The 22,837-nt window shown below is 55.8% G+C and carries 17 protein-coding genes, 1 tRNA gene and 1 pseudogene; 12 read left to right on the plus strand and 7 right to left on the minus strand.

Features of this window, described 5'->3' with window-relative positions; translation table 11 throughout:
* The first annotated feature begins 154 nt into the window (after positions 1–154).
* The 8 genes from KRAC_RS12520 to KRAC_RS12555 all read left to right on the plus strand — a co-directional run bounded on the left by KRAC_RS12520 (position 155) and on the right by KRAC_RS12555 (position 11,809).
* The gene (locus KRAC_RS12520) at positions 155–3,382 is read left to right on the plus strand and encodes an ABC transporter permease (protein ID WP_007907450.1); all 3,228 of its coding nucleotides are present in this window, start codon (positions 155–157) and stop codon (positions 3,380–3,382) included.
* 202 nt (positions 3,383–3,584) lie between these two features.
* Positions 3,585–6,653, plus strand: coding sequence for an FtsX-like permease family protein (locus KRAC_RS12525; protein WP_007907452.1), 3,069 nt, complete (start codon positions 3,585–3,587; stop codon positions 6,651–6,653).
* A gap of 41 nt (positions 6,654–6,694) precedes the next feature.
* Entirely contained in the window at positions 6,695–7,666 is a 972-nt protein-coding gene (locus KRAC_RS12530) for an ABC transporter ATP-binding protein (RefSeq protein WP_007907454.1), read from the plus strand.
* The gene (locus KRAC_RS12535; RefSeq protein ID WP_007907456.1) at positions 7,666–8,400 is read left to right on the plus strand and encodes an ABC transporter ATP-binding protein; all 735 of its coding nucleotides are present in this window, start codon (positions 7,666–7,668) and stop codon (positions 8,398–8,400) included. Before KRAC_RS12530 ends, KRAC_RS12535 begins: the two co-directional genes overlap by 1 nt.
* 233 nt (positions 8,401–8,633) lie before the next feature.
* A complete protein-coding gene (locus tag KRAC_RS12540) occupies positions 8,634–9,068 on the plus strand; it encodes a hypothetical protein (RefSeq protein ID WP_007907459.1) in 435 nt (144 codons plus the stop codon).
* 156 nt (positions 9,069–9,224) lie between these two features.
* The gene (locus tag KRAC_RS12545) at positions 9,225–10,559 is read left to right on the plus strand and encodes an IS4 family transposase (protein WP_007905872.1); all 1,335 of its coding nucleotides are present in this window, start codon (positions 9,225–9,227) and stop codon (positions 10,557–10,559) included.
* Positions 10,560–10,726: 167 nt separating this feature from the next.
* Positions 10,727–11,218, plus strand: coding sequence for a GNAT family N-acetyltransferase (locus KRAC_RS12550; RefSeq protein WP_007907461.1), 492 nt, complete (start codon positions 10,727–10,729; stop codon positions 11,216–11,218).
* Between the two features lie 57 nt (positions 11,219–11,275).
* Positions 11,276–11,809 (plus strand): GNAT family N-acetyltransferase, encoded by a 534-nt coding sequence (locus KRAC_RS12555; protein ID WP_007907463.1) that lies wholly within the window; start codon positions 11,276–11,278, stop codon positions 11,807–11,809.
* A gap of 247 nt (positions 11,810–12,056) precedes the next feature.
* Here KRAC_RS12555 and nth read toward each other — a convergent pair whose 3' ends face one another.
* Complete coding sequence (nth, locus tag KRAC_RS12560; protein ID WP_007907465.1) at positions 12,057–12,725, minus strand: endonuclease III; 669 nt, start codon at positions 12,723–12,725, stop codon at positions 12,057–12,059.
* Between the two features lie 162 nt (positions 12,726–12,887).
* On the opposite strand from nth, the gene KRAC_RS12565 reads away from it, so the two are divergent.
* From KRAC_RS12565 to KRAC_RS12575, 3 genes are all read left to right on the plus strand, one after another.
* On the plus strand, positions 12,888–13,682 hold the full coding sequence (locus tag KRAC_RS12565) for a hypothetical protein (protein ID WP_157506401.1): 795 nt from the start codon (positions 12,888–12,890) through the stop codon (positions 13,680–13,682).
* The gene (locus KRAC_RS12570; protein ID WP_007907469.1) at positions 13,682–14,161 is read left to right on the plus strand and encodes a GNAT family N-acetyltransferase; all 480 of its coding nucleotides are present in this window, start codon (positions 13,682–13,684) and stop codon (positions 14,159–14,161) included. Before KRAC_RS12565 ends, KRAC_RS12570 begins: the two co-directional genes overlap by 1 nt.
* Positions 14,162–15,209: 1,048 nt before the next feature.
* Positions 15,210–16,163 carry a sensor histidine kinase gene (locus KRAC_RS12575; RefSeq protein ID WP_040442431.1) on the plus strand — a complete coding sequence of 318 codons (954 nt, stop codon included), beginning with the start codon at positions 15,210–15,212 and terminating at the stop codon, positions 16,161–16,163.
* Between the two features lie 97 nt (positions 16,164–16,260).
* On the opposite strand, the gene KRAC_RS12580 is transcribed toward KRAC_RS12575, so the two are convergent.
* The 5 genes and pseudogenes from KRAC_RS12580 to KRAC_RS65810 all read right to left on the minus strand — a co-directional run bounded on the left by KRAC_RS12580 (position 16,261) and on the right by KRAC_RS65810 (position 20,840).
* Entirely contained in the window at positions 16,261–16,806 is a 546-nt protein-coding gene (locus tag KRAC_RS12580) for a hypothetical protein (RefSeq protein ID WP_007907474.1), read from the minus strand.
* Positions 16,724–17,314 (minus strand): SRPBCC family protein, encoded by a 591-nt coding sequence (locus KRAC_RS61390; protein WP_052568185.1) that lies wholly within the window; start codon positions 17,312–17,314, stop codon positions 16,724–16,726. Before KRAC_RS61390 ends, KRAC_RS12580 begins: the two co-directional genes overlap by 83 nt.
* Positions 17,315–17,481: 167 nt before the next feature.
* Positions 17,482–18,507, minus strand: a complete 1,026-nt coding sequence (locus tag KRAC_RS12590; RefSeq protein WP_007907476.1) for an SRPBCC family protein — start codon at positions 18,505–18,507, stop codon at positions 17,482–17,484.
* A 275-nt stretch (positions 18,508–18,782) separates the two neighbouring features.
* On the minus strand, positions 18,783–19,163 hold the full coding sequence (locus KRAC_RS12595; protein WP_040442435.1) for a type ISP restriction/modification enzyme: 381 nt from the start codon (positions 19,161–19,163) through the stop codon (positions 18,783–18,785).
* A 20-nt stretch (positions 19,164–19,183) separates the two neighbouring features.
* Positions 19,184–20,840 (minus strand): annotated as a pseudogene (locus KRAC_RS65810) (nuclease/transposase family protein).
* A gap of 385 nt (positions 20,841–21,225) precedes the next feature.
* Here KRAC_RS65810 and KRAC_RS12610 point away from each other — a divergent pair.
* Positions 21,226–22,491, plus strand: coding sequence for a winged helix-turn-helix domain-containing protein (locus KRAC_RS12610; protein WP_007907478.1), 1,266 nt, complete (start codon positions 21,226–21,228; stop codon positions 22,489–22,491).
* Positions 22,492–22,702: 211 nt separating this feature from the next.
* Here KRAC_RS12610 and KRAC_RS12615 read toward each other — a convergent pair.
* Positions 22,703–22,775, minus strand: a tRNA-Arg gene (locus KRAC_RS12615).
* Between the last annotated feature and the right edge of the window lie 62 nt (positions 22,776–22,837).

Raw genomic sequence — 22,837 nt, forward strand, 5'->3', positions numbered from 1 at the left:
ACTCCTGGCGTTCAGGTACTGCCGCCTACGACTCCTGATTGCAAGCCAGCCATCAACCTCTAAGATCTTATTCCGAAACCCAACGCCACTTGCGTGTCTAGCGCTTCGCGCTCAGGGTGTTCGGATAGGAAGTACTAGATAAAGGAACTGCTCGATGTCCAGTATTACTCATGCACCGCCTCGTTTGAGTAGCCGCACGCTAACGCCGCCAACCGTAACGTTGGCGCTCTGGAGTCTCAGCCGCACCTGGTTCCTCCTCCTCATTATTGCGCTCGGGCTCATCTCGGCCATCGCAGTTGCCTGCACCATTCCACTCTATTCAACTGTAACGACAACCGCTGGCCTGCGTGGCATCCTCAGTACAACGGTGAATACACCCGAGGTAAGTCTGGGGCTCAGTCCAGCGGGCTTCTCTAGCAAGACTCTACAGGCGAACTATAAGGTACTCGATCCCTTGATGCGCCAGCACCTTGGCCCTTATATGTCAGATCAGCCGTCACTGATGTTCTCTTCAAACAGTATCTATGTTGCCTCGCCCAAACTCCCTGCCGGCAACTCCTATGAATTAACTAACTATACCGCCTCATTTCCTCGAGATGGGAAGCATCTGCACTTGCTCTCAGGCCGCTTCCCCAATGTACATAGTAAAGAGTATGAGATTATTCTGACAGCGGATACTGCCAGCATTAACAAACTTGCCGTTGGTTCATCCCTGACCCTGACCACAACGGTTATGGATGCCCCCTTTGAGGAAGTGTCGCAAAATGTCTCAACGCCTGAAGACCTCCAGGCTCAAATCAAAAAGCATACATACACACTAAACTTTCCCGCGCGCGTGGTCGGGATCTTTGCGGTCCCTGAGACAGAACGCGCCTACTGGCATCAAAACGACTTCACGCCAGATGTACATTCCGTAGGCGCTCGCGATATTCCCGTCTATAAGTTCCTGGGCGCCAATGAACTCCTGCTCGCCCCCTATGATCAGTTCGCACAGGCGCACCATATCGACCAGGTCTATTCCTATGTCTCCTTCTTCTATAATCAAAGTGCCGCGTATCTAGAGCATATCACCACTTCCTCAGTACCTGACGAAACGTGGATCTACCGCGCCGATCCCCAGAGAGTCGATTTCACCCAGTTTGACAGCTTCTCAAGTAATATTTCAGGACTGCAATCCGATATGACGCGCCAGCATGGCGACCTGCTTTCACGGCACGATACCTATACCAATCCCTTCAGTGCCGATTCTCAAGGAAGCTCCTCCATACCCAATGTCAACTCCATGTTTATGACCAGCGCGCTCTTCAGTAGTCAGGATGCGCCCGGTGTGGTCGATCAGTACCATAATCGCCTCTCGGTCGTGCAGCTTCCCGTGGCGATCATCTCGGCGCAGATCATTGCCCTGATCCTGTTCTTCATTAGCATGATGTCGGGACTGCTAATCGAGCGCCAGCGCGATACCATCGCGATCCTACGCAGCCGGGGAGCCAGTGGGGGACAGGTCTATGTCGCTTTGTTAACTCAGGGCTTCTGGCTCTGCATTCTCGCGCTGCTTATTGGTCCAATCCTGGCGATGATCGCAGCTTACTTCCTGGCACGTAGTCAGCTCGCCAGTACCGATTTGAGCGCCCTGCTTGTGCTTTCCCAGCGCCAGCGGGAGGTGCTCCAACTGATCGCCCCTTACGCGCTGCTTGTGGCCCTGGTCTCGTTTCTCACCCTGGCAATCGCGCTCTATGGCACCAGAAACATGGATGTCCTGGCGACGCGCCGTGAGTCCTCTCGCTCCACGCGCCGGGGACTGATTCAGCGGCTGCACCTGGATATTGTGGCCGCGATTGTGGCGCTCTGTGGCTTTGGGGTTTCGACCTACCTGAGCGGCTTGAATAGCCTGCTCGATGTCCGTACCAGGTCCCTTATTGCAACGCCCCTCTCGCTTGCAGCCCCGCTCTTCCTGATCATCGCCGCGGTCCTGCTCTTCTTCCGCTTCTACCCGGCTCTGCTCAACCTGGCTGCTCGCCTGGCAGGGCGGGGGAAAAGCGCGTCTTCGATGCTGGCCCTGGCTCAGATCTCGCGCGCGCCCGGACAGAGCGTGCGCATGATTCTCTTGCTCGCGCTGGCTCTGGCCTTCACCATCTTTACCAGCGTCTTCACGGCGACGCAGAATCAGCACGCCCAGAGCCTGGCGAGCTATGAGGCAGGTGCGGACTTTAGTGGCCCCCTCCCAGTACATGGCACCTATATCCCACCACAACAGATGCTGCAAAAGGAGTACACAAAGCTTCCGGGTGTAAGCGCCGCCAGCATCGGTTTCGCGGGTCCAGCCGCGATTAATACCGCTAATAACAGCGGCCCCACCTCGCTTTTTCAGGTACGCGCAGTCGATACCAGCACCTTTGCCGTGACCGCCTACTGGCCCGATCAACCACAGCTCGCGACCATGATGCAGCAGCTACGCTCGCCTCATGGACCACAAGGAGCCGTTCCGGCCTACGTTGACCAGTTGGCATGGGATCGGCTGAATCTCCATATGGGTTCTGTCTTTACGATTCAAGTCAGCAACCTGGATATTGCTGACCTGAAATGCGTGGTTGTGGGCAAGGTAGAGCACCTTCCGACTGTCAATGATAGTACACAGGGAGGTCTGCCCAACGAGACGCAGCCTTCAGCGGGCGTCATCGTCGATTATCAAACCTACCTGAAGGCCTATCAGCAAGAGGCGCAGGACAGCGGCTTTACCAGTGGAAGCAAGCCCCTGGCCCCGAATTACTTCTGGCTACACACTACCGATAACGCCACCCAGCTCGCCAATTTGCGCGGCTCTCTGCGTGATCGCCTGGGCTCGCAACAGTATACGCAAGGCGTCTATGACCGGCGTGCGATCTTCAATAGCTTGCGCACCGATCCCCTGAGCCTCAACCTGCTGGGCATCCTGGAGGTGGGCACCATTATCGCACTCCTGCTGGCCATCGTAGGTGACCTGCTCGCCTCCCTGTTGAGCGTACGTCCACGCCTGGCAAACTTCGCCGTCTTACGCGCCCTGGGAACCTCGCCGGGGCAGGTCGCCAGTGTGCTTGGTTGGGAGTTAAGCCTGATCTACACAACAGGTGTGCTTCTGGGGATTCTAGCGGGTATGCTGCTCTCGCTTACCCTGGTCCCCAACCTGGTTTTTAGCGGTGTGCCGAATATCGGCATCCTGAGCACCCTCTCACTGCCAGACTTTTACGCGTTGCAGCAGATCATTCCAGTGCAGCCAATCTTTCCTTCGACGCTCTTTCTAGCCTTTGGTGTGCTCGTGATTTTCTTTTTCGTCGCACTCGGCCTGATGATCCGCACGGTATCGCGCCCCTCCATGGGACAGGTCCTGCGCCTGAACCAGGACTGAGCGAACGGGGTCCAGGGGCAGAGCCTCTGGCGGGGTTTGAGGCTTCCTTTCCGCTCACTTGAGCCGACAGGCTAGGTGCACAGCACCGTTAGTGAGCGGAATGAGAAACCAGTCCCCAAATTCCTTTCCCCCCTTGCCGCCGCAGGCGGCAGAAAACAGGAGGGGAGATCAATATCATACACTGAACATAAAGGATATATTTATGGCAGCCAGTACAACTCAGACAAGGACAAAGCAACCGCTCGCGAGAAAGCCACGCGCCTCGTTCTCGGCGGTGACAACGCTCGCACGCTGGCGCTGGCGTCAAAGCGGCTCTCTCTTACTGCTGACCGGGCTGGGGATCATGGCCGCGATTGTGATCATGTGTACGGTCCCATTGCTCTCGACCGTCACCAATACAGCGGGATTACGCTCGACCCTCAACGCGGACCCAATCAATCGCGAGTTACAGATTGATACCAGCATTCAAGGTCTCTCCTCGCAATTGATTAAGGATGTGCATAACCAGGTCGATCCCCTGGTCCAGCAACGCCTCCATCCCTATCTGACTAATCAGGTCCAGTCCTCCCTGCAATTCCCGGGCATGAGTATCCTGACCCCTAAACCTCAGCACTCTGGCAATCAATTACAGCTCTTCGCCTCGACGCCCCCGCAATTGCAGGCCCATATCTCACTCATAGAGGGCAAGCTTCCCAGCGCCACCAGTGGCGAGCTTGAACTGATGCTTACACGCGAGAGCGCACTCGGCATGCATGCCCAAGTGGGCGATACGGTCGTGGTACAGCTCCCCTACATGCTCAATCCACAATCCCAGAGTACACAGAACACGACTATTAGCATGCGCCTGGTTGGTATCTTCAAACCAATCACCGCTAATGACCGCTTCTGGAATAGTTCAAGCTTCCAACCGACGATGGCTGGCGAGTGGACGTATTACAATGGCCTGGTCAGCGATAATACGCTCTACCAGACCTTTGATAGCGTGGCCCGGCTTACCCACTCCCAGACAACGCTTATCACCTCGCCTGTAACACTGCACTGGATCTACTATATCAACCCGACCAGCATCTCGATGAACAATTTAGATGACTTTAGTAGCCAGATGAACCTGGTCCAGACCGGGATAGCCAATAAATATGGCGCGCTTTCGCTCACCGCGACTACCCTTCCACCCTATCCCTACTTCAAGCAGGTGAAGCTCTCCGGTCCCCTGGTTGACTCTAGCAATAGCAGTGGCATTCTGGGTCAGTTCCGTGATCGCATCTCCATTGTGCGTATTCCCATCCTCGTCATCTCCCTTCAGATCATTGCCCTGATCCTGATCTTTGTGAGCATGATGTCGGAGCTCCTGGTAGATCGCCAGGCAGACTCTATCGCGACCCTTCGCAGCCGAGGCGCCAGTTCTAGCCAGGTCTTTGGCTCACTCGCCGTTCAAGGTCTGCTAATCAGTGTCCTGGCGCTCATCGTAGGCATGCTCCTGGCCCTCCCCCTGGTAAATCTCATGGCGCATAGGCTGCTGCCAGTCATCGACCAGGACGCGCTCAACCTCATCGCCAATGCGCCGCTCCTGGCCCTGATTGCCGAGGCTCCCTACGCGCTTCTGGCAGCGGGTATCGCCGTTCTCGCGCTGCTCTTTACCCTGAACCGCGCCACGCACATGGATGTTCTCTCGGTACGACGCGAGGCCGCGCGCACGCAGCGCCGCCCCTTCTGGCAGCGTCTCTACCTCGATGTCGTGGCCGCAATTATCGCCCTGGCTGGCTACTTTGCCTCGCTCTATATCACCACTATTAGCAGTGGCGGCCTGCTCGATATTCGCACTCAGACCCTGGTCTCTTCGCCTCTCGCGCTTATCGCGCCTGTCTTCCTGCTCATAGCCTGCGTCCTGCTCTTTATGCGCGTCTTTCCTGTCTTACTACGCTGGGGATCGAACCTGGCGGGACGCGGGAGCGGAGCCGCCACGATGCTGGCCCTGGCCCAGATGTCGCGCTCGCCCAGGCAGGCGCTACGCATGACGCTCCTGCTCTCGCTCGCCACCGCCTTCGCGATCTTCACGCTTGTTTTTACCGCGACTCAGGCACAGCGTACGCAGGACCTGGCTGCCTATCAGGCGGGGGCCGATTTCAGCGGCGCCCTCCCGGCACCCAATACCCTTGCCCAACCACCTGTTTCCGTCCAGGACTGGCAAGAGCGCTATCGCCAGATACCCGGTATCGTCTCAGCCTCGGCAGATTACCAGGTCAATGGAGCGACCGATGGCATCTCGCCAACGTTGACGCTCCAACTGGAGGCAGTCGATCTTGATTCATTTGCACAGACAGCCACCTGGCCCGCCCAGAGCTCAACGCAATCGCTTACCACAATGATGCAGCAGTTGCGCGTTGCCAATGAACCAGGTAAGATACCCGCCTTCGTCGATAGCGTCATCTGGGATACTCTGCAACTCCATCCAGGTTCAACCTTCTCGGTCACGTTCAATAATGTGACACTCGATGTCTATGTTCTTGGACAAGTGGAACATATTCCTACCATTATCGATAATGCCTCTGATACCGCCAATGGCCAGATTCAAGCACAGGGAGGTATCCTGACCAGCTATACAGACTTAAACGCGGCATATCATTCCATCGTACATAAGCAGGATGCAGCTCTTCCTATCAATCACATCTGGCTCAAAACGAGCGATGACGCGGCCACGCTGGGGCAGGTGCGCAACGCGCTAACGGCTACCCCTCTGCGCCTTGGCGGGCTAGCTGATCGGCGCGCACTCTATAATTCTATGGAGAATGATCCGCTCTACCTCAACTTGATTGGTATCCTGACCATTGGCGCCTCTACAGCGCTACTGCTCGCGCTCGTTGGCAGCCTGCTCTCTTCTTGGATCAGTGCCCGCGCCCGCCTGACCAGTTTCGCGGTCCTACGCGCACTTGGGACAACGCCCGCGCAGGTGGTCAGTGTGCTCTCATGGGAGCAGGCTATTATCTACCTGGTGGCGCTCCTCCTCGGCTTAGGTTTTGGCGCGCTTCTCTCCTATACCGTCGTACCGTCCCTGGCGGTCACCAGTATTCCACCCATCGCGGCCGGAACGTCTGGTGGAGGAAACGCCTTCTATGCGCTCCAGAGCCTACTACCTACCAGGCTAATTTTCTCAAGTCAATTGCTATTGGCGCTGATAGCATTAATAATAATCTGCATTGGCGCGCTTACAACGATGATTCGTGTCGTCTCAAAACCATCCATGGGGCAGGCCCTACGCCTGAATGAGGATTAAGAGCAAACCCCCACGATAAATTGGGAACCTAAGGAGCTAGCATGTCGGAACCTATTATTATTTGTGATAATCTGGTAAAAATTTATAAAGTCGCCGACCTTGAGGTCGTGGCCCTGCAAGGGCTGGATCTGGAGGTGGCACCAGGTGAAATGATTGCTATCGTTGGAGCCTCGGGCTCAGGAAAAAGTACGCTACTCAATATTCTTAGCGGCCTCGATGTGCCAAGCGCGGGCGGTTGCCGTGTCTCAGGCAATGATCTAACGCGCCTCACAGCCGCTCAGCGCCTGAATTATCGCCGCTATATCGTGGGACAGGTCTGGCAGCAAAGCGGGCGAAATCTCCTGCCCGAATTGAGCGCGGAGGCCAATGTGGCCCTCCCTCAGATGCTCAGTGGCGTGGGAAGCCGTCAGCGCAATCAACGCGCCCGTGAACTCCTCGGCCTGGTCGGGCTCGGAGATAAGCTGAACAAGAAACCTGAACAGCTCTCAGGTGGTGAACAGCAGCGCTGTGCCATCGCTGTCGCCCTGGCAAACTCGCCCCAGGTCTTGCTAGCCGATGAGCCAACAGGTGAACTCGACTCGGTCACAGCACACGTTATCTACAACCTGCTGCGCGAACTCAATCAGCAGTTGGGACTGACCATCGTTACCGTTACCCACGACGCGGCTCTGGCGGCCAACGTTGACCGCACCATCGCCATCCGCGATGGACGCACCAGTACCGAGACCGTGCGCCGCGAGGCCGAGCTAGATGAACTACACGAGCATATGCAGGAGGCCAGCGCCATTATCGGCCTCTCCACACGCACTCACCGCGAATCGGTACTGATTGACCGTGCGGGTCGCCTGCAACTTCCCAAGGAGGCCATCGAGCGCCTGCCCTTCAATGGTCGCGCCGAGGTACGCATCGTCGATGACCATGTCGAACTCTGGCCCCTCCAGAGCGAGGGTAATGGTAACGGCAAAAATGGACACATCATATCCGAGCCCTCCATGAAGGGAGAGAAACACTAATGGATTCACAAGCACTGACCGCTCAGCAGCCAAACAGCAACCCCGTGAGCACTATCGTCGAGGCCCGGGGCGTCACACGCGACTTTTCCTCTGGCGGTGGAGTCGTGCATGCCCTGCGCGGAATCGATCTGCGCGTCCTTCCAGGCGAATTTGTCGCCCTGCGCGGGCGCTCCGGCTCCGGCAAGACCACCCTGCTCAATATCCTGATCGGACTGGATAATCCTACCAGTGGCAAGGTCTCCATCCTGGAGAAAGATCTCTCCACGCTTAACGAGACTGAACGCGCGCGCCTGCGCCGCGAAAGCGTTGGCATGATGTTTCAGAACGCCCACCTCTTCCCCTCGCTTACCGCGCAGGAGAACGTCGAAATTCCCCTACGCCTGGCCCGCGTGCCTGGACGCAAACGCACAGAAATGGCCCTACAGGCACTTGAGCACGTTGGCCTGGGCAAACGCGCCCATCATCGCGGCATGGAGCTTTCAGGCGGGGAGCAGCAACGCGTGGCCCTCGCCAGGGCGCTGGTCCACAAACCACGTTTTATCATCGCCGACGAGCCAACCGGCAATCTCGACTCCCTCACGGGACGCGACATCATCATGCTCCTACGCACCATTGCCCACGAGGAGGGCATCGGCATGCTCATCGCCACCCACGACGCCGTCCTCTACAAGGCCGCCGACCGCGTCCTCTACATCAACGATGGCCTCGTCACCAGCGAAGCCCCTCAAGAGTAGTAGTGCACATCTAATACATCCTAGAGTAAAGTAGTGCGTGTGGATCGCGCGCGGATGCGCGCGATCCACACGCACTACTTTACTTGTGAGCGCCGCAGGCGCGAAAAGAGACAACCCTTTGGATTGAAGGGCTATACTAAGATCATACATCCACATTTTCAAGTTCTCCGTTCGCTGTCTGCAATAGGGATGGACAATGTCCATAGGCATTATTACGACGGGAGGGATAACTTATGAGCGATATGAGCACTCTGTCTCGTAAACGTCCAATTGGGATTAACATTATCGCCATCTTCCTGGCTTTCTCCGGCCTCCTGGCCCTAACCGGCGCTATGCTCAACTTTGTAAGTGTAAGCCGAGAATTCGGGCGCATGCCCAATCACACCGCCGCCTTCTTACTCACTTTAGGCGTCATTTCAGCTTTCTTGAGCATCTACTCCTTTGCACTCGTGTATGGACTCTGGACACTCAAACGCTGGGCCTTCTGGTCTACCCTGGCACTTGAAGTAATCCTCTTAATCCAGAACATCGTGCTCTGGCTTATGCATGTCTACACGCCAGTAGCCTTCATCTTCAATAGCCTGGCCCCCTTGCTGATTATGGGCTACCTCTTTTTTAATCAGGAAGTACGTGCTACTTTTAATATCAGCCACATAAAATTCCAATAGCTTAAATGACTAGTTTATTAGTGCATCCGACAAGTTGGAGGGGCCATGCTAGCATGGCCCCATAGGCATTAAGTTAAGAAAAGATGACAACAAAAAGCTCCTTGAAAGATGATGAAGATTGATCAAAACATCATACATCAAGCAAGGAGCTATCAGATGACCAGTGTATCACAACTTGAGCGCATATTGAAACACGTCTTGGAAGAGCGAGCCAATGCATTGGCAAAAGAAACTGGCTTCGTGAAACGAGAGCGCAAGCTCACAGGGGCCGATTTTGCCCAAATTTTGCTCTTTGGGCACTTGCACACCCCACAAGCAAGCCTGGATCAGTTGACCCAGGCAGCTCAGCTTCGTCAGGTGCAGATCAGCAGTTCGGGTCTGCATCAGCGTTGCACACAAGAGGCGGCAAGATTTTTGCAAGCGGTGCTTTCGGAATTGGTGGAACAGGTCGTGAGCGTGCAAGCGGCTCCCATTGCGCTCTTCAAGTCGTTCAAGCAGGTGATCGTTGAGGACAGTTCAACCATCATTCTGCCAGCCGCTCTCAAAGAGCTGTGGCCTGGATGTGGTGGAGGGGGTCAAGAAAGCAGTGAACGCACTCAGGCAGCGCTCAAACTACATGTGCGTTGGGATATCAAACACGGGCAACTCATGGGACCACGCTTGTCGGCAGGACGAGTACATGAATTACATGGTCCTTTGAGTCAAGAGCCGGTTCGCCCTGGCAGTTTGTACGTGGCAGACCGTGGCTACTGGAGCCTGGCTCACTTGCGTCAACTTCACGAGCAGAAGGTGCGCTTCTGCCAGCATCCAAAGGCCAACACGGTCTTTTGGGATCGAGAGGGCAAGCGGATTGAACTGGAGAGCATCTTGCCTCGCATGATTGGGCAGATCAAGGTGAAGCATGTCTACTTAGGAGCACAGAACCCCTTGCCCGTTCGCCTGCTGATGGTACGCGTTCCAGAAGAGGTGGTAGCACAACGACGCGAGCGCTTGGCGCAAGAGGCGACTGATAAAGGCCAGGCAGTGAGTCCTAAGCAATGGGAATTGGCTGCGTGGACACTCATTGTAACCAACGCTGCAGCCAAACATGTGGGACCAGCACAAGCCTTGGTGATCATGCGTGAACGCTGGGTGATCGAGCTGCTCTTCAAGCTTTGGAAAAGTCAGGGGCACATTGATGAGTGGCGATCGCAACATCCCTGGCGAGCGTTGTGTGAGCTGTATGCCAAACTGATGGCAGTTGTGGTCCAACATTGGCTCCTCTTGTTTGGGTGTTGGCAGGATCCTTGGCGCAGTTTGGTGAAAGCCTCCGCGGTGGTGCGATCTCTGGCCTTACAGGGATTGGAAGTGCTCGGTGGCTTCTGCCGTTTGCGCCTGCTGGTCGACCAACTCTCTCGAATGATGCAGTCGGGCTGTCGGGTCAATCCTCGCTCGACTGAACCCTGCTTGGCTCAGTTGCTTCTCGATGGTCTCGATTGGCTCTTAACTTAATGCCTATGGGGCCATGCTAGCATGGCCCCTCCAACTTGTCGGATGCACTAATAAACTTAACTTTCTCTTCCCCCTATTCAACAACCGCCCAAAGCGCTATACTTAACCATACTATCCACCACATTTGTATAGATTGTTTTTACTCCCTTGACCAGGAATTCAGAGCAATGCAAAAGAGAGCATTCTATATTCGCGCCCTCGCGCCAGAAGATCGAGCATGGTTGATCCAGTTCATACACGAACATTGGGGCGACTCGATCATGATTTCGCGCGGCGTCACACATGACCTCACGACCTATCCTGGTTTCATCGCCATCCACGATGGTGAGCGCATCGGTCTGCTCACCTATCATATCCAGGAACATAACTGCGAGGTGACAAGCCTAAATAGCCTGCTCCCCGGTCTAGGTATCGGCACGGCTCTCCTTGAAGCCGCGAGAGGAGAGGCCGTACACCAGCATTGCTCACGCCTCTGGCTCATTACCACTAATGATAACATCGACGCGTTACGTTTCTACCAGAAGCGAGGGTTCACCCTGGTCGCGGTTCATCGCGACGCGATCAGTGAGTCACGCAAAATTAAACCAGGCATTCCTTTGCTTGGAGAATATGGTATCCCTATTCGGGATGAGATAGAGCTAGAGTTTTTGCTGGCCTAAGCCGAAAACGTATTTCTCTACAACTCAATAGCGCAAGAACAGAAGGGATCTCGGCTCATGCTTCGTTTAATTGAACCATCATATGAGTACAAACAGCAGTTTATTGAGGCGATTCGCGAATTTCAACTTGAAGGACGCCATATGGAGAAAGACGTGCAGCGCCTCACAGCCGATTTTACTTCCTTTCTTGCTCAGCTCCAGGCGCAACAGCAGCGACGCTCTCCCTATGCCGTGCCCTCCACGGATTTCTGGTTGGTAGAACATGAAGAATTTATTGGCCGCCTCTCGCTACGCCATGAACTCAATGACTTCTTGCTGAAAATTGGTGGACATATCGGCTACGAAATTCGCCCCTCCAGGCGGCGCCAGGGTTACGGAAAAAAGATGCTCGCCCTTGGGCTAAAAGAGGCGCACAAAATTGGCCTGAGTCGCGCCCTGGTCACCTGCGATGAGAACAACATCGGCTCCAAAAAGGTGATCGAGGCCAACGGAGGCCAATTCGAGAACGCCACCCTCGTCGAAGGCTCGCCCATCCGCAAACTCCGCTACTGGATCGACCTCACAGAGATTTCCTGGCATGAGGAAGGATAGAGACCCCAGGTGTCGAGAAGGATACGGCCTTCCTATTAAACTCAGGCGTTTCACGTGAAACGCTTGCTCGCTTGACGGATAAAAAAGATGAGGATAAGGCTTGTCATTTCAGCGTTTTGCTGGTATACTACGCACCATAGAATCTATGTTCTACACACTCCACTCCCTATTCGCCCGCACAGAGAGTCCGCAGGAAAAAGCCTGGCGGACTCTTTTTATGCGCGAAATCAGCTCCTCCAAAGGATGACTACTGATCAAGCATGGCCGAGGGGCAGTAGCTGGCAAGCGTGCATTGGGCGCAGAGTGGCTTGCGCGCATTACAAACTGCGCGACCATGATAGATAATGCGATGGGCCACCTCTAACCAATGCTCGCGCGGCACCAGCGCCATCAAGTCGCGCTCGATTTTAACGATATCGTTCTGCTTCGACCAGCCAAAACGCTTTGAGAGCCGATCCACGTGGGTATCCACGATAAAGCCATCCACCACGCCAAAGGCATTTCCCAGGATCACATTGGCCGTCTTACGCGCGATACCGGGGATACGCACCAGCTCCGCCATCGTTCCCGGCACCTCGCCACCATAATGGTCGAGCAGATACTGACAGGAGACACGCAGTTGGTTAGCCTTCTTGCGATAGAAGCCAGTCGGCTTGATATCCTGCTCCAGTTCCTCCTGATTGGCCCCCGCGTAATCGGCGGCGCTACGGTACTTCTGGAAGAGCGTCTTTGTGACGGCATTAACGCGTTCGTCGGTACACTGGGCTGCGAGCTGGGTCGCAACAAATAGCTCCAATGGAGTCGTGAAGTCAAGATCATAGCGCGCCTCGGGATAGAGGCGATACAGCTCGTCGATAATGGCCTGTACCTGCTCGCCGGAGCCAACCTGTACCCCGGATGAGAGGGAACTACTCATGTAACTACACACATCCTTTCTGGACTCGTAGAGAAGTATATCTTATGCTTCTTTCTGCCTGACCTCATTGTAGCAGGAATGTGGCGGCGAATAAAACGCATGTACTATAATGGCAGTCCGATAATGATTGTCCAGCTCTTACCAACAGACGGAGAGATGCGCATGTTTGATGTTACCCCACTCGATCTGCTCGTCCGCCCCCTTGTATTGGCCGCCGCTGAAGTTTACTACAAACATACCCGGCCCTGGTTTATCGCCCTGGCCCTGCATGGCTCAGCCTACAAGGGCGGCTATATCCCTGGATGCAGCGACATTGATTTTAAGCTCTTTTTGCGCGGAGAGGCTCTCTCGTTCTATGGCGAACTTCCTTTAGCGATTGGACAAGCCATTCAAGAAGACCTATCGTACATCAATCCAGCCCCCTTCCAATATTTCCAGACCTATATTCTCACTGTTGAGGCGGGAGGAAACCGCCCCGATGACTGGTCCAGGCCCATCCCCGGCACCTATCATATGCTGGCTGGAAAACTTCCCGCCCAGGAAATGAGCGAGACCGAAACGCTGGAGAAATGTCGCGCCACCCTGAAGCGCCTGCCCAAAGCTATCAGCAAGCCAGCCGAAGACATGCTCCACCACGGGGCTGGCAGGCTTGAACGCTCCGTCCGCTTTCTCTGCACCAACGTCTGGCCTATCCTCTATAGCTATCTTTCCATCGAGACAGGCCAGCCCTTCGCCATCTGGAGTCTCCCCAAGGACAAAGTGCTCGCCCTCCTACCAGAGAACCAGGCCCCCGGCCGGGCCATACGCCACTTCCACCAGCAAGTATCCAGCTATTTCTCCCAGCCACATACTACCCGAGCGGCCCTACAAACCATCTCCGCAGGCGTCCACTTCCTCCAACTCATCGACGAACGCCTGCGTACGCAACCCACCTGGACACAACAGAAAGAGAACTGATGAGCTATCAATTCCATGCTATGAGCGATAAAGAAGCTCAGGCCATCTCTACATGGCATTACGAGCCACCATACGACTTCTACGATCTGGAGCAGGACCCTGAAGATCTGGCAGAATTCCTCTCAGCAGAAAAGCGCGCCGAGAGATACTTTGTGGTCTATGATGAGCAAGGACAACTCATTGGCTTCTTTGTCTTCACGCCAGGCGAAAATGGCGTGCTTGAGATAGGTCTGGGCTTGCATCCCGATCTCACAGGGCATGGAACAGGCAGCCACTATATAACTGCCGGCCTGGACTTTGCCCATGACCACTTTCGCCCTACAACATTCGCGCTACGCGTCGCGGCCTTCAATACACGTGCAAAAAAAGTCTACGAGCGCGCTGGTTTTATCCCACGCTACACCTATGAGCAACACACAAACGGAGGTGCCTTCCCTTTTGTCTATATGACAAAAGCCGTAAAAAATAGCCCTGAATAGCGTCATGAACTATCAGAGGGAGCGCGCTACGGGGGGGCTGCACTGGGGGAGAGCTGCGCTGTTGGGGCTGCGCTGCTAATGTTGTTTAAAAAATAACCCGAGAATACCAGACGGAACATCTCTTATTATCATAGGTGCCCGATGGATGATTTTGCTGGGAAATGTTGTCCAGACACGTTGCCCAAAGAGAAGAAACCATCCCACGAAATGGCTTCCCAAGCCGGTAGGGACCAGCTTTAGCGCGTCCGAACGCCATTTATGGCAGTGCGGCGCAAGCCGGTTTTGGCCAGTGAAGAAACACCCTTTAACGCGACATGACGCAAGGGAACGCTTCGGGCTGCGCCCACAGGCGATTAATCGCCTTCGGACGCGCTGAAGCTGGTCCCTACCGAGAGGGCGCGTTCCTCAATTTCCCAGCAAAGTCATCCATCGGGCATCCATGTTTCTTCCGCATATTACACTCTTAAAAGAGTATGAGCAGTGCCATCCCACAGGCATTCTCGGATTAATTTTTAAAAGAGCATAAGCACGCGCTTATATATCATGATACGAGGGATGTCACATGTAGACGCATGCTTTAGCAGCGCAGCCTCCCTCGCAACACGGCTTCCCTCAGCAGCATACCCCGTACCATGATATGTAGACGCGTGCTTTAGCAGCGCCGTCCTCCCGCTGCGTCGGTCTAATAGCTAGAAAGTTATATGCAGGCAAGCAGATGTATGCCTGGAAATATCCTGCTTGTTTAATAGCTTAACAGCCTCAACACACGCCAGGCCAGGGAAAAACCGCACAGGTAAGTGGTATAATACACATACCATCTGCTGAAAGCGCCTTAGGTTTAAGCCTTTTTATTACCTCGCCCCACTATGCTGAATTTGTGCTGGCGATATTAAGAATAGTAGTGAATAGGCAACGATTGCTAGCAAAGGACAGTTACTGCCAAACGGATTTCTCATTCATGGGCATAAAGCAAAAACTGCGAGAAACAGGATATATAAGCTCATCACTAGCCAGGCGTGTTACAGAACTATTCAAAGGAGATGACCCGTTGGAAGGTTCAGTCCAACAGGAAGAGGCAAGCTACCAGGAGGTGCGCGCGTTGCGTGTGCGTATTGCTGAGCTGGAGAAAATACAGCAGGAACAGAACCTTGCCCTCCACCAGGAAAAGGAGGCTCGCAAGGCGTTAGAAACACGCCTGCATACGCTCCTGAATGAGCGTGATCGCCTGATAGAAGAGCTTACTGAGGCCCAGGACAACATCAATGCCTTGCTCGATGCCAACCAGCGCATGGATGAATTTTTAGGCATCGCCAGCCACGAACTACGCACGCCTTTAACGACTATCAATGGCAATATTCAGCTGGCCAAACGTCGCCTGAAGGCCTTCCGCCTGGATGACACCAGAGAGGATTTTTCGAATAAAGTCGACGTCATCCGCGAAATGTTGGAGCGCGCCGAGCGCCAGGTGCGCGTACAAAATCGCCTGGTTGGCGACCTCCTCGATATTTCACGCATCCAGGCCAATCGCCTTGAACTACACTTTCAAGAGTGTGATCTGATCACCACAATCAAAGAAGCCGTCGAGGATCAGCGCGCGGCCTGGCCGAAACGTTTCATTGTATTGGACAACTCCTCATGCGCACAGGAAATTCTTATCCAGGCTGATTCAGACCGGATCGGGCAGGTCATCACCAACTACCTGACCAATGCCTTCAAATACTCAGCCCCCGAGACAGGGGTCAACGTAGCTATTTCCTCGACCGCGCAAGAAGCCAAGATCGCGGTTCAAGATGCTGGCCCGGGCATATCGACCGAAGAGCAAGCACAGCTCTGGCAGCGCTTCTACCGCGTCCCAGGCATCAGCGTGCAAAATGGCTCTGGCGTAAGCCTTGGGCTTGGCTTGCATATCTGCCGCACCATCATCGAGCGGCATGGTGGGCGCGTCGGAGTCGAAAGCGTCCAAGGAGAGGGTTCAACCTTCTGGTTCACGCTCCCCTTGTAGGGTCCATGCCGGCATGGACCCTACAAGGGGAGCGTGAACCTCATCGACTGGCGGGCCTCGGGGTCCATGCCAGCATGGACCCTACAATTTGCAATGCCTATGCCTGGTCATCCAAGTCGCGCTGCTCCTGCTGTCTGCGGGTCTTGCCTTCTGCAAGGGGGCGCTGGCTCTCCTCCTCAACATCGAAGGAGCGCCCATGAATCTGGCTCTCCCTGGGTGAGGCAATCTCTTCGCCCTCGACGGGCATCCGAGTCATGCTGGCATCCTCATAGGTCGCACGCGCCTTCATCGGATCCTGATTATACTGGGGGAAGTGCTCGTTACGCGCGTCCTGGTCACCAAAGGCAGTATTGGCCATGGCGGCATTGCGCCCACCAAGCGTGTCATACACCGGGTGTGGCTCGCGGGGTTTCTCCATGGCCGCTTCCTGCTCGCGCCGGGCCGCAGCCTCCTGGCGATTGCGCCTGTCTTGCTCGCGCAGTACCGCCTCCTGCTCGGCGCTCGCACGCTCCACCTGCTGTAAACGCGCCTGCTCTTCTGCCTGGCGACGCTGCTCCTCGCTATAGGACGCGGCCTGCTGCCGGGCGATGGTTGTGTCGCGCTCCTGGAGGCGCTCTTCGGTCATCATTGGATCGTGCGCCATGGATTCTTCCTGGCGGCTGGTGGCTTCGCCACGCGCGCCCCTCGTGGAAGAGATAGTGCGATGACATAGGATCAAGCGCGCCTGGGGGCGCCTCCTCAACCATACGCGCGAAATGCTGTATGTCTTCTTCTAAGACAGACTGAAAATGCGAGTCCATGCCTAATTTCTCGACGGCGACCCCGAGGACGCCCGCAGGTGGGGTGTAATTGAGGAATACATCCACCATCGTCTGTCCAGTATCGACCGGAGTAAATTTGACGCGACCAGTGTTTTGCAGTCCATCTATTGAGCGCCAGCCAATCTGCTGGTCAGAAATCCAGCCCTCATTAACTGCGTCCCATTCGTGTCTTCCTCCAACCTGGACCACCCAATGGCTACGCTGATCATCATAGTAGGTCACTTCCTTCACAAAACGCATAAACTTGGGAAAATCGTTGAAATGCGTAAACAAGGTATAGACCTGTCGTACAGGCGCACGAACGGTGACGGAAACATGATGTTCCGCCATAAGATATCTCTCCTCATCTCCTCACCTTCTCACATTACCAAACTACCAATGATGTATCTCTTAGCACGCATCATAAGCTAGAGAAGTTTCGGGCAAAGAGAGAGGTTGTGGTTGGTGCGCGTTCGCGCACCAACCACAACCTCTCTCTTTGCCGCTACATAATAACCCTACTGGGATGGATTGGCGCTACTACCAGGCTCATAGTAGTCGCCAAGAATGCAGACATCGCGATTGCCGCGAATAAGCATCATCCAGGGCGACTCTTCGTAGAGTTCCTCGACCGATTTCTGCTCGGGATTCTTCTCCTTGGGAGGCAAGCGCGACATCATCGGGTCCTGAGTATACCAGGGATAACGCGGGCGCACAGAATCCTTATCGCCAAAGTTGGTGCGCTCCAGGCCCGCGTGGCGACCTCCCAGCGTATCATAGACCGGGTGAGGCGCATAGCCTTCCAGGGGCTGATCCGCAATGACATTAGCCATGGCTTGCAGCTTTTCCTGGCGTGCCTCCTCCAGGCTCTTGAGAAAGACCTCGCGTGCCTGCTTCTCACGTTCCAGGCGCAGGCGCGTCACCTCGCTTGTCTGCTGGAACTGGCGCTGCTTACTATCTTTCTCCAACGCGATGCGCTGCTCGCGTTCTGTCAGGGCCTGGGTGGTCATCATCGGATCAAGTTGCATAGAGAGCCGCTGGCGCTCCGTCATCTCGCCGCGAGCCACCACGCTCTCTTTATTGAAGAGGTAGTGTGATGACATAGGATCGAGCGCCCCCTCTGGGGACTCCTCGACCATGCGTGCGAAATGGGTCAGCTCGGTCTGCAACACGGTATCGATGTAACTATTCACCCCCAGGTTTTCACCCAGGCGTCCCAGCGTACCCGTAGGCGGGACGTAGTAGATATACACCGCGACTTCTGTACTTTGCGGGCTCAGCGCACGGAATTTGACACGTCCGCCATTTTTTAAGCCGCGAACTGAGCGCCAACCGACCTGCTTGTCTGGAATCCAATCCTCGTTAACCGCATCCCACTCATGACGCCCCAACATCTGCACAACCCAGTGGCTACGCTGATCGTCATAATAGGTCACCTCTTTGACGAAGCGCATAAACTTGGGGAAGTCATTGAAGTGAGTAAAGAGTTCATAAACCTGGTGGATCGGGGCTTTGACCGTCACCGATGCACTATGCTCTACCATATGGGACCCCTTTGCTCAGTGTCGCGGGGGCGCGACAGACCTGTTCACCCGACGCATTACAAAGACAAACAACACAACTTGCGCCTACAAATACAGTCCAACAAGTGTCTGTAAGAAGGTGAGTAACAGGGACGTCGTAGCTAGCATAGCTGCCATGCCCCTGAGTTCTGCAACAGGAGTTAGATAGACATACCATAGTATAACATGAAACAGCTAAATGTATAGCTGCCAACAAAAAGATAATAAGCCGCGCTGCTAAAGCACGTCCTTCCTCTTTACGCAGGCTCTTCCATGTTCGCTTCTGCCTGTTCTCCCAGCCAGTCCTCAGACGTAACGGCCTCGGATAGCTCCTTCACCAGCTCCACCGTCTTGACACTTACCGTCACGATCTGCTTGACCAGGCGCATGATATACTGGGGATCATCCAGGCGGTTGGGGTCGCTCTCGATGCCGCTACGTTTATCGGTCGAGACCTGGTACTGGTCAATCACCCACTCCAGCGCCGAACGGTTGCCCAACCTGTACTCAAAGCACTCCGGGGGGATACCTTCCAGGGTCAGACCCTCACTCATCACCAGCGCCGTCTTATCCGCCGACAACTTCATCTTCTTGACATAGAGCCGCTGGGCCAGGGGTATATCCTTATTAGATACCACTCTACTGAAGACTCCCCGTGCTAAAGCAGCGGGGGTTCTGAGCGTTCCGTCCACGCTTCCAGCCTTCCTGCTTGGGCAAGAGAGGCTGGCTCTTGTGTGGGTTCCCTCAGACTTTTCGGCAGACGCGCTCTGGCTCGAGTCACACCCAAGCTTCGGGGCAAGATCTGCCCCTCTTTCGCGCGTTGTGCTGTACGCTCGTGTGCTGCCCGCAGGCGCGCCTCCGCACCCTCCCAATACTCCTGGTATCGGGCACACGAGGGAATGGGATCTGCTGGATCGAGGGAGGCGGCAAGAAACGCCGAATACAGGTCGCGTTGCACGGGCCCCACGCCACATGCACAGTGATGCCAGCGCTGAGAAAGCGGCTTCTTGACCCGTCTGCCACATCCGTGACACCATTGGCTCAGGGCCGTCGTGCGCGTGGGAACTTCGACGAGGATGCCGCCCGTGCTTGCAACGGTGCGTCTCAACAGCTCTACAAACATCCCAGGTGATCTCAGTCCCACACTCTTGCCAAACTGCCTCTGCCATGCCTTGTAGGAAATCTTTTCGATGATGATGGTGCTGCCAAGCTTCACTACCTGATGCACTTTGCGCCCATGCAGGCTCTTGCGGTGCGCTACCAACGTGCGCTCCTTGGTCGCCTTGCGTCGTCGGGTGACCTGGTAGCGCTTGCTCTGTTTCCACCGCAGCTTCTTCTTGCCTTGCTTTTTGATGCGCCCCTTTTCGCCGTAGTGCTCAGGATTGGCCGCCCTACGTTGCCGCTCCATTTGCCGTTGCAAGCGACGAATGGCACGGGCCTCGGGAGCCAGTTCTGCGCAGAAGACCTCCAGGCTTGCCTCTCCCTCCTGGGGGAAGAGGGCCAGGGTGGAGGGACCAAGGTCACCGCCAACGATACTCTTGCCAACCGTGTGCTTTTTCTTTCGGTGGGGTTTGCCTTCCAGAGCCAACTGCACGACGTAGCGAGAGCCCTGGGCATCAGCGCCCGCCGCTCTGGGGCTACTGACAGGGCGCTGGATGAGGCGAGCGTACTTGATGCGGTGCCTGAGCCCATGGGTCACGACTTCATCCTTCCAATCGATGAGAGCGGGCAACCCCCATTCGGGGGCACGGCTGGTCTCCGTTCCAGAGCAGAGACCCTGCGTTTCCCTCCTCGGGTGGTTGCAACACAAAGCGCAGGCTGGTATCGTTGCGTTTATTCTCAATGCTGGAGAAGCCGCGTCCTCGGCTTTTGAAACGCACCCGCCTGGCTTGGCCCAGGCAGACGCGGTTGAGGGCGCGATAGGCACGGGTCGCCAGGGTTTGCGCGAGGACCGCCTCGATATGCTCGGCAATCCAGCCCACGCGTAATCCTTTGACGGCTTCATGCAACGCCGCCTCGGTGAAGCCATACGTTTTGCGCAAGGTGGTGAATGCAGCGGCCCGTTCGGCCTTGTGGCTGCGAGGAAGGGCGCGGGCCTCTTGCCAGGCGGGGTCAGCGCGCATGCGGCGCAGGCGCTGTTGACCTTGGGAGAGGATGGCATTATAGAGTTGACGAGCAGCTTCCAAATGGGCACGCAAGCGGGAGGCTTGCCCTGCATCGACGACCAGGGGCAGTTCGAGCAGGAAGGTGGGGGTGGCAGGCCGTTTCTCCTGCTGTTCCTTCTTCTTGCGTTGTCCCCGGCATTTCTTTGGCATACCCGCTCCTCCTTCAATCTCATACATGCGATCGATCCCCGCACGGCTATTGTACCAGAGAGTCGGGAAGAACACAAGTTCTAGAAGGCTGGCATTTCCCGGCCCTCACGCTCACGCGGGGGTGGCGATTCATCCCCGGCATCAATGACCGGGGCTTTCTCGCCACCTTCTCTGTAAGAAGAGAGGCGGTTTCCGGTTTTGCCTGGCTGAAAAAGAATCCCTCCACATCCCGCAGGTCCTGCGAGATGCGCAAGCCTGTGGAGAGCAGGTCGAGACCAAACCTGCATGGAACCAGGGAGGACACGACGAGAGCGAAGCAGGAAACCCAACGTGCGAACGTTGGAATCCCATCACGCTTCCGGTGATCGGGAGGAGGTTAATATTTGTGGTTGAGAAGCAGAGAGAGGTCATCATGCTAACCATCAACATCGATACAGCCCGTCGCTTCATCCTCGGCAAGCAGGGCTTGTGGCCCGGACGGCGCTGGCGAGGCATCGAGGGAACCGAGCAGGCCATGCATGCGATGGAGTACTTGCAACTCGACCCGCTGCAAATCATCGCTCGCAGCCAGGACATTAAGCTGCACAGCCGCGTCATCGATTACACGCCTGGCATGTGGGAGGATGTGACTTATCAGCAGCGCAAGTTCTTTGACTGGGGTGGCTGGCTGGCCGTCCGGCCGATGGATGAGCTGCCGCACTGGCGCGTGGTCATGCGCCGCGAGCGCGATAGCGGCTCGCGGCTCCGCGCCATAGCCCGCGACCACGCTGATGCCATCGTCGAAATGCGAGCCATCTTGCACGAACGTGGCGTCGTGGGCAACCGCGACTTTGCCATGGCGACGCGCACACGAACGCAAAGTTATCGCGGTCGCAAGGACAGCGCGCTAGCCTTGTATTATCTGTGGCTCACTGGTGAAGTGATGACGCACCATCGCGACCGTTTTGAGCGCGCATATGCACTTACCGAAAAGGTCGCGCCCGTGCATCTTATTCGCGAGAGCGACGAAGCCGAGGCTGATCGCTTCTTACTCAAAAAGGACGTCAGCTTTAGCGGCCTGTCGCGGCTCAACCGTACGAGTGATTCGTTTCGGCGCGGCGATCCGGCGAGCGCAGCGAAGAAGATGATTGGGGCGATGTTGGACGACGGCGACATCATCGAGGTGCAGGTTGAAGGCTGGAAAATGGTACACTACGCGCTCGGGAGCGACGCCGCAGTGCTGCATGATTTGAGCGCAGGGCGCGTGCCGAAGGCCTGGACGCCGTTGGAGACGACCACGACTGAAGAGGTCGTCTTCCTCGCACCGCTCGATCACGTCAGCGCGCGCGGGCGAGCCAAAATAGTATTTGGCTTCGACTACGTGTGGGAGGTATACAAGCCTGAGCACCAGCGTAAGTTCGGCTACTACACGTTGCCGATTTTGTGGGGCGACCGGCTCGTCGCGCGGTTCGACAGCAAACTCGACCGGACGACCAACGCATTTGTCATCCTGGGCTTGTGGCTGGAGGACGAGGCTCTTGGCAACAATGAGGCATTTGCGGAGGCATTGGCTTGTGGGTTTGCGCGATTCGTTCGGTTTCTCGGCGCGAGCAAGCTGGATGCAACGGCAATTCGCGAGCCGCTGCTGCGCCAACGCGCATGCTCTTCATAATGAAGCCGACAACGGAGGGGTGCCGCGTCGCGGAGGAGCCGCGCAGCCCCCTCCGCAGATCGCCCGCCGCATGGAGAACAAAAAATAGGCCGCATTATGGCATGCTCCGTACCATGATATGTAGACGCGTGCTTCAGCAGCGTCGTGCCCCACGCAATATCTCTCCAAAACAACAAAAAAACCGCCTTTGGAGCGGTTTTAGGAATTTGGGCGCGCCCAGCAGGATTCGAACCTGCGACACCCGATTTAGAAGATCGATGCTCTATCCACTGAGCTATGGGCGCGTATGGTTTGGTGAGATGCCTCTCCCCAAACACGCCACCATAATAGCAACTTTATGCGCCTT

The sequence above is a fragment of the Ktedonobacter racemifer DSM 44963 genome, assembly GCF_000178855.1.
GTDB lineage: Bacteria > Chloroflexota > Ktedonobacteria > Ktedonobacterales > Ktedonobacteraceae > Ktedonobacter > Ktedonobacter racemifer.

Bases quoted from the DNA above. Each gene is read 5' to 3' on its own strand.
- KRAC_RS12520 (WP_007907450.1), top strand. From the start codon at position 155: ATGTCCAGTATTACTCATGCACCGCCTCGTTTGAGTAGCCGCACGCTA.
- KRAC_RS12525 (WP_007907452.1), top strand. From the start codon at position 3,585: ATGGCAGCCAGTACAACTCAGACAAGGACAAAGCAACCGCTCGCGAGA.
- KRAC_RS12530 (WP_007907454.1), top strand. From the start codon at position 6,695: ATGTCGGAACCTATTATTATTTGTGATAATCTGGTAAAAATTTATAAA.
- KRAC_RS12535 (WP_007907456.1), top strand. From the start codon at position 7,666: ATGGATTCACAAGCACTGACCGCTCAGCAGCCAAACAGCAACCCCGTG.
- KRAC_RS12540 (WP_007907459.1), top strand. From the start codon at position 8,634: ATGAGCGATATGAGCACTCTGTCTCGTAAACGTCCAATTGGGATTAAC.
- KRAC_RS12545 (WP_007905872.1), top strand. From the start codon at position 9,225: ATGACCAGTGTATCACAACTTGAGCGCATATTGAAACACGTCTTGGAA.
- KRAC_RS12550 (WP_007907461.1), top strand. From the start codon at position 10,727: ATGCAAAAGAGAGCATTCTATATTCGCGCCCTCGCGCCAGAAGATCGA.
- KRAC_RS12555 (WP_007907463.1), top strand. From the start codon at position 11,276: ATGCTTCGTTTAATTGAACCATCATATGAGTACAAACAGCAGTTTATT.
- nth (WP_007907465.1), bottom strand. From the start codon at position 12,725: ATGAGTAGTTCCCTCTCATCCGGGGTACAGGTTGGCTCCGGCGAGCAG.
- KRAC_RS12565 (WP_157506401.1), top strand. From the start codon at position 12,888: ATGTTTGATGTTACCCCACTCGATCTGCTCGTCCGCCCCCTTGTATTG.
- KRAC_RS12570 (WP_007907469.1), top strand. From the start codon at position 13,682: ATGAGCTATCAATTCCATGCTATGAGCGATAAAGAAGCTCAGGCCATC.
- KRAC_RS12580 (WP_007907474.1), bottom strand. From the start codon at position 16,806: ATGGCGCACGATCCAATGATGACCGAAGAGCGCCTCCAGGAGCGCGAC.
- KRAC_RS61390 (WP_052568185.1), bottom strand. From the start codon at position 17,314: ATGGCGGAACATCATGTTTCCGTCACCGTTCGTGCGCCTGTACGACAG.
- KRAC_RS12590 (WP_007907476.1), bottom strand. From the start codon at position 18,507: ATGGTAGAGCATAGTGCATCGGTGACGGTCAAAGCCCCGATCCACCAG.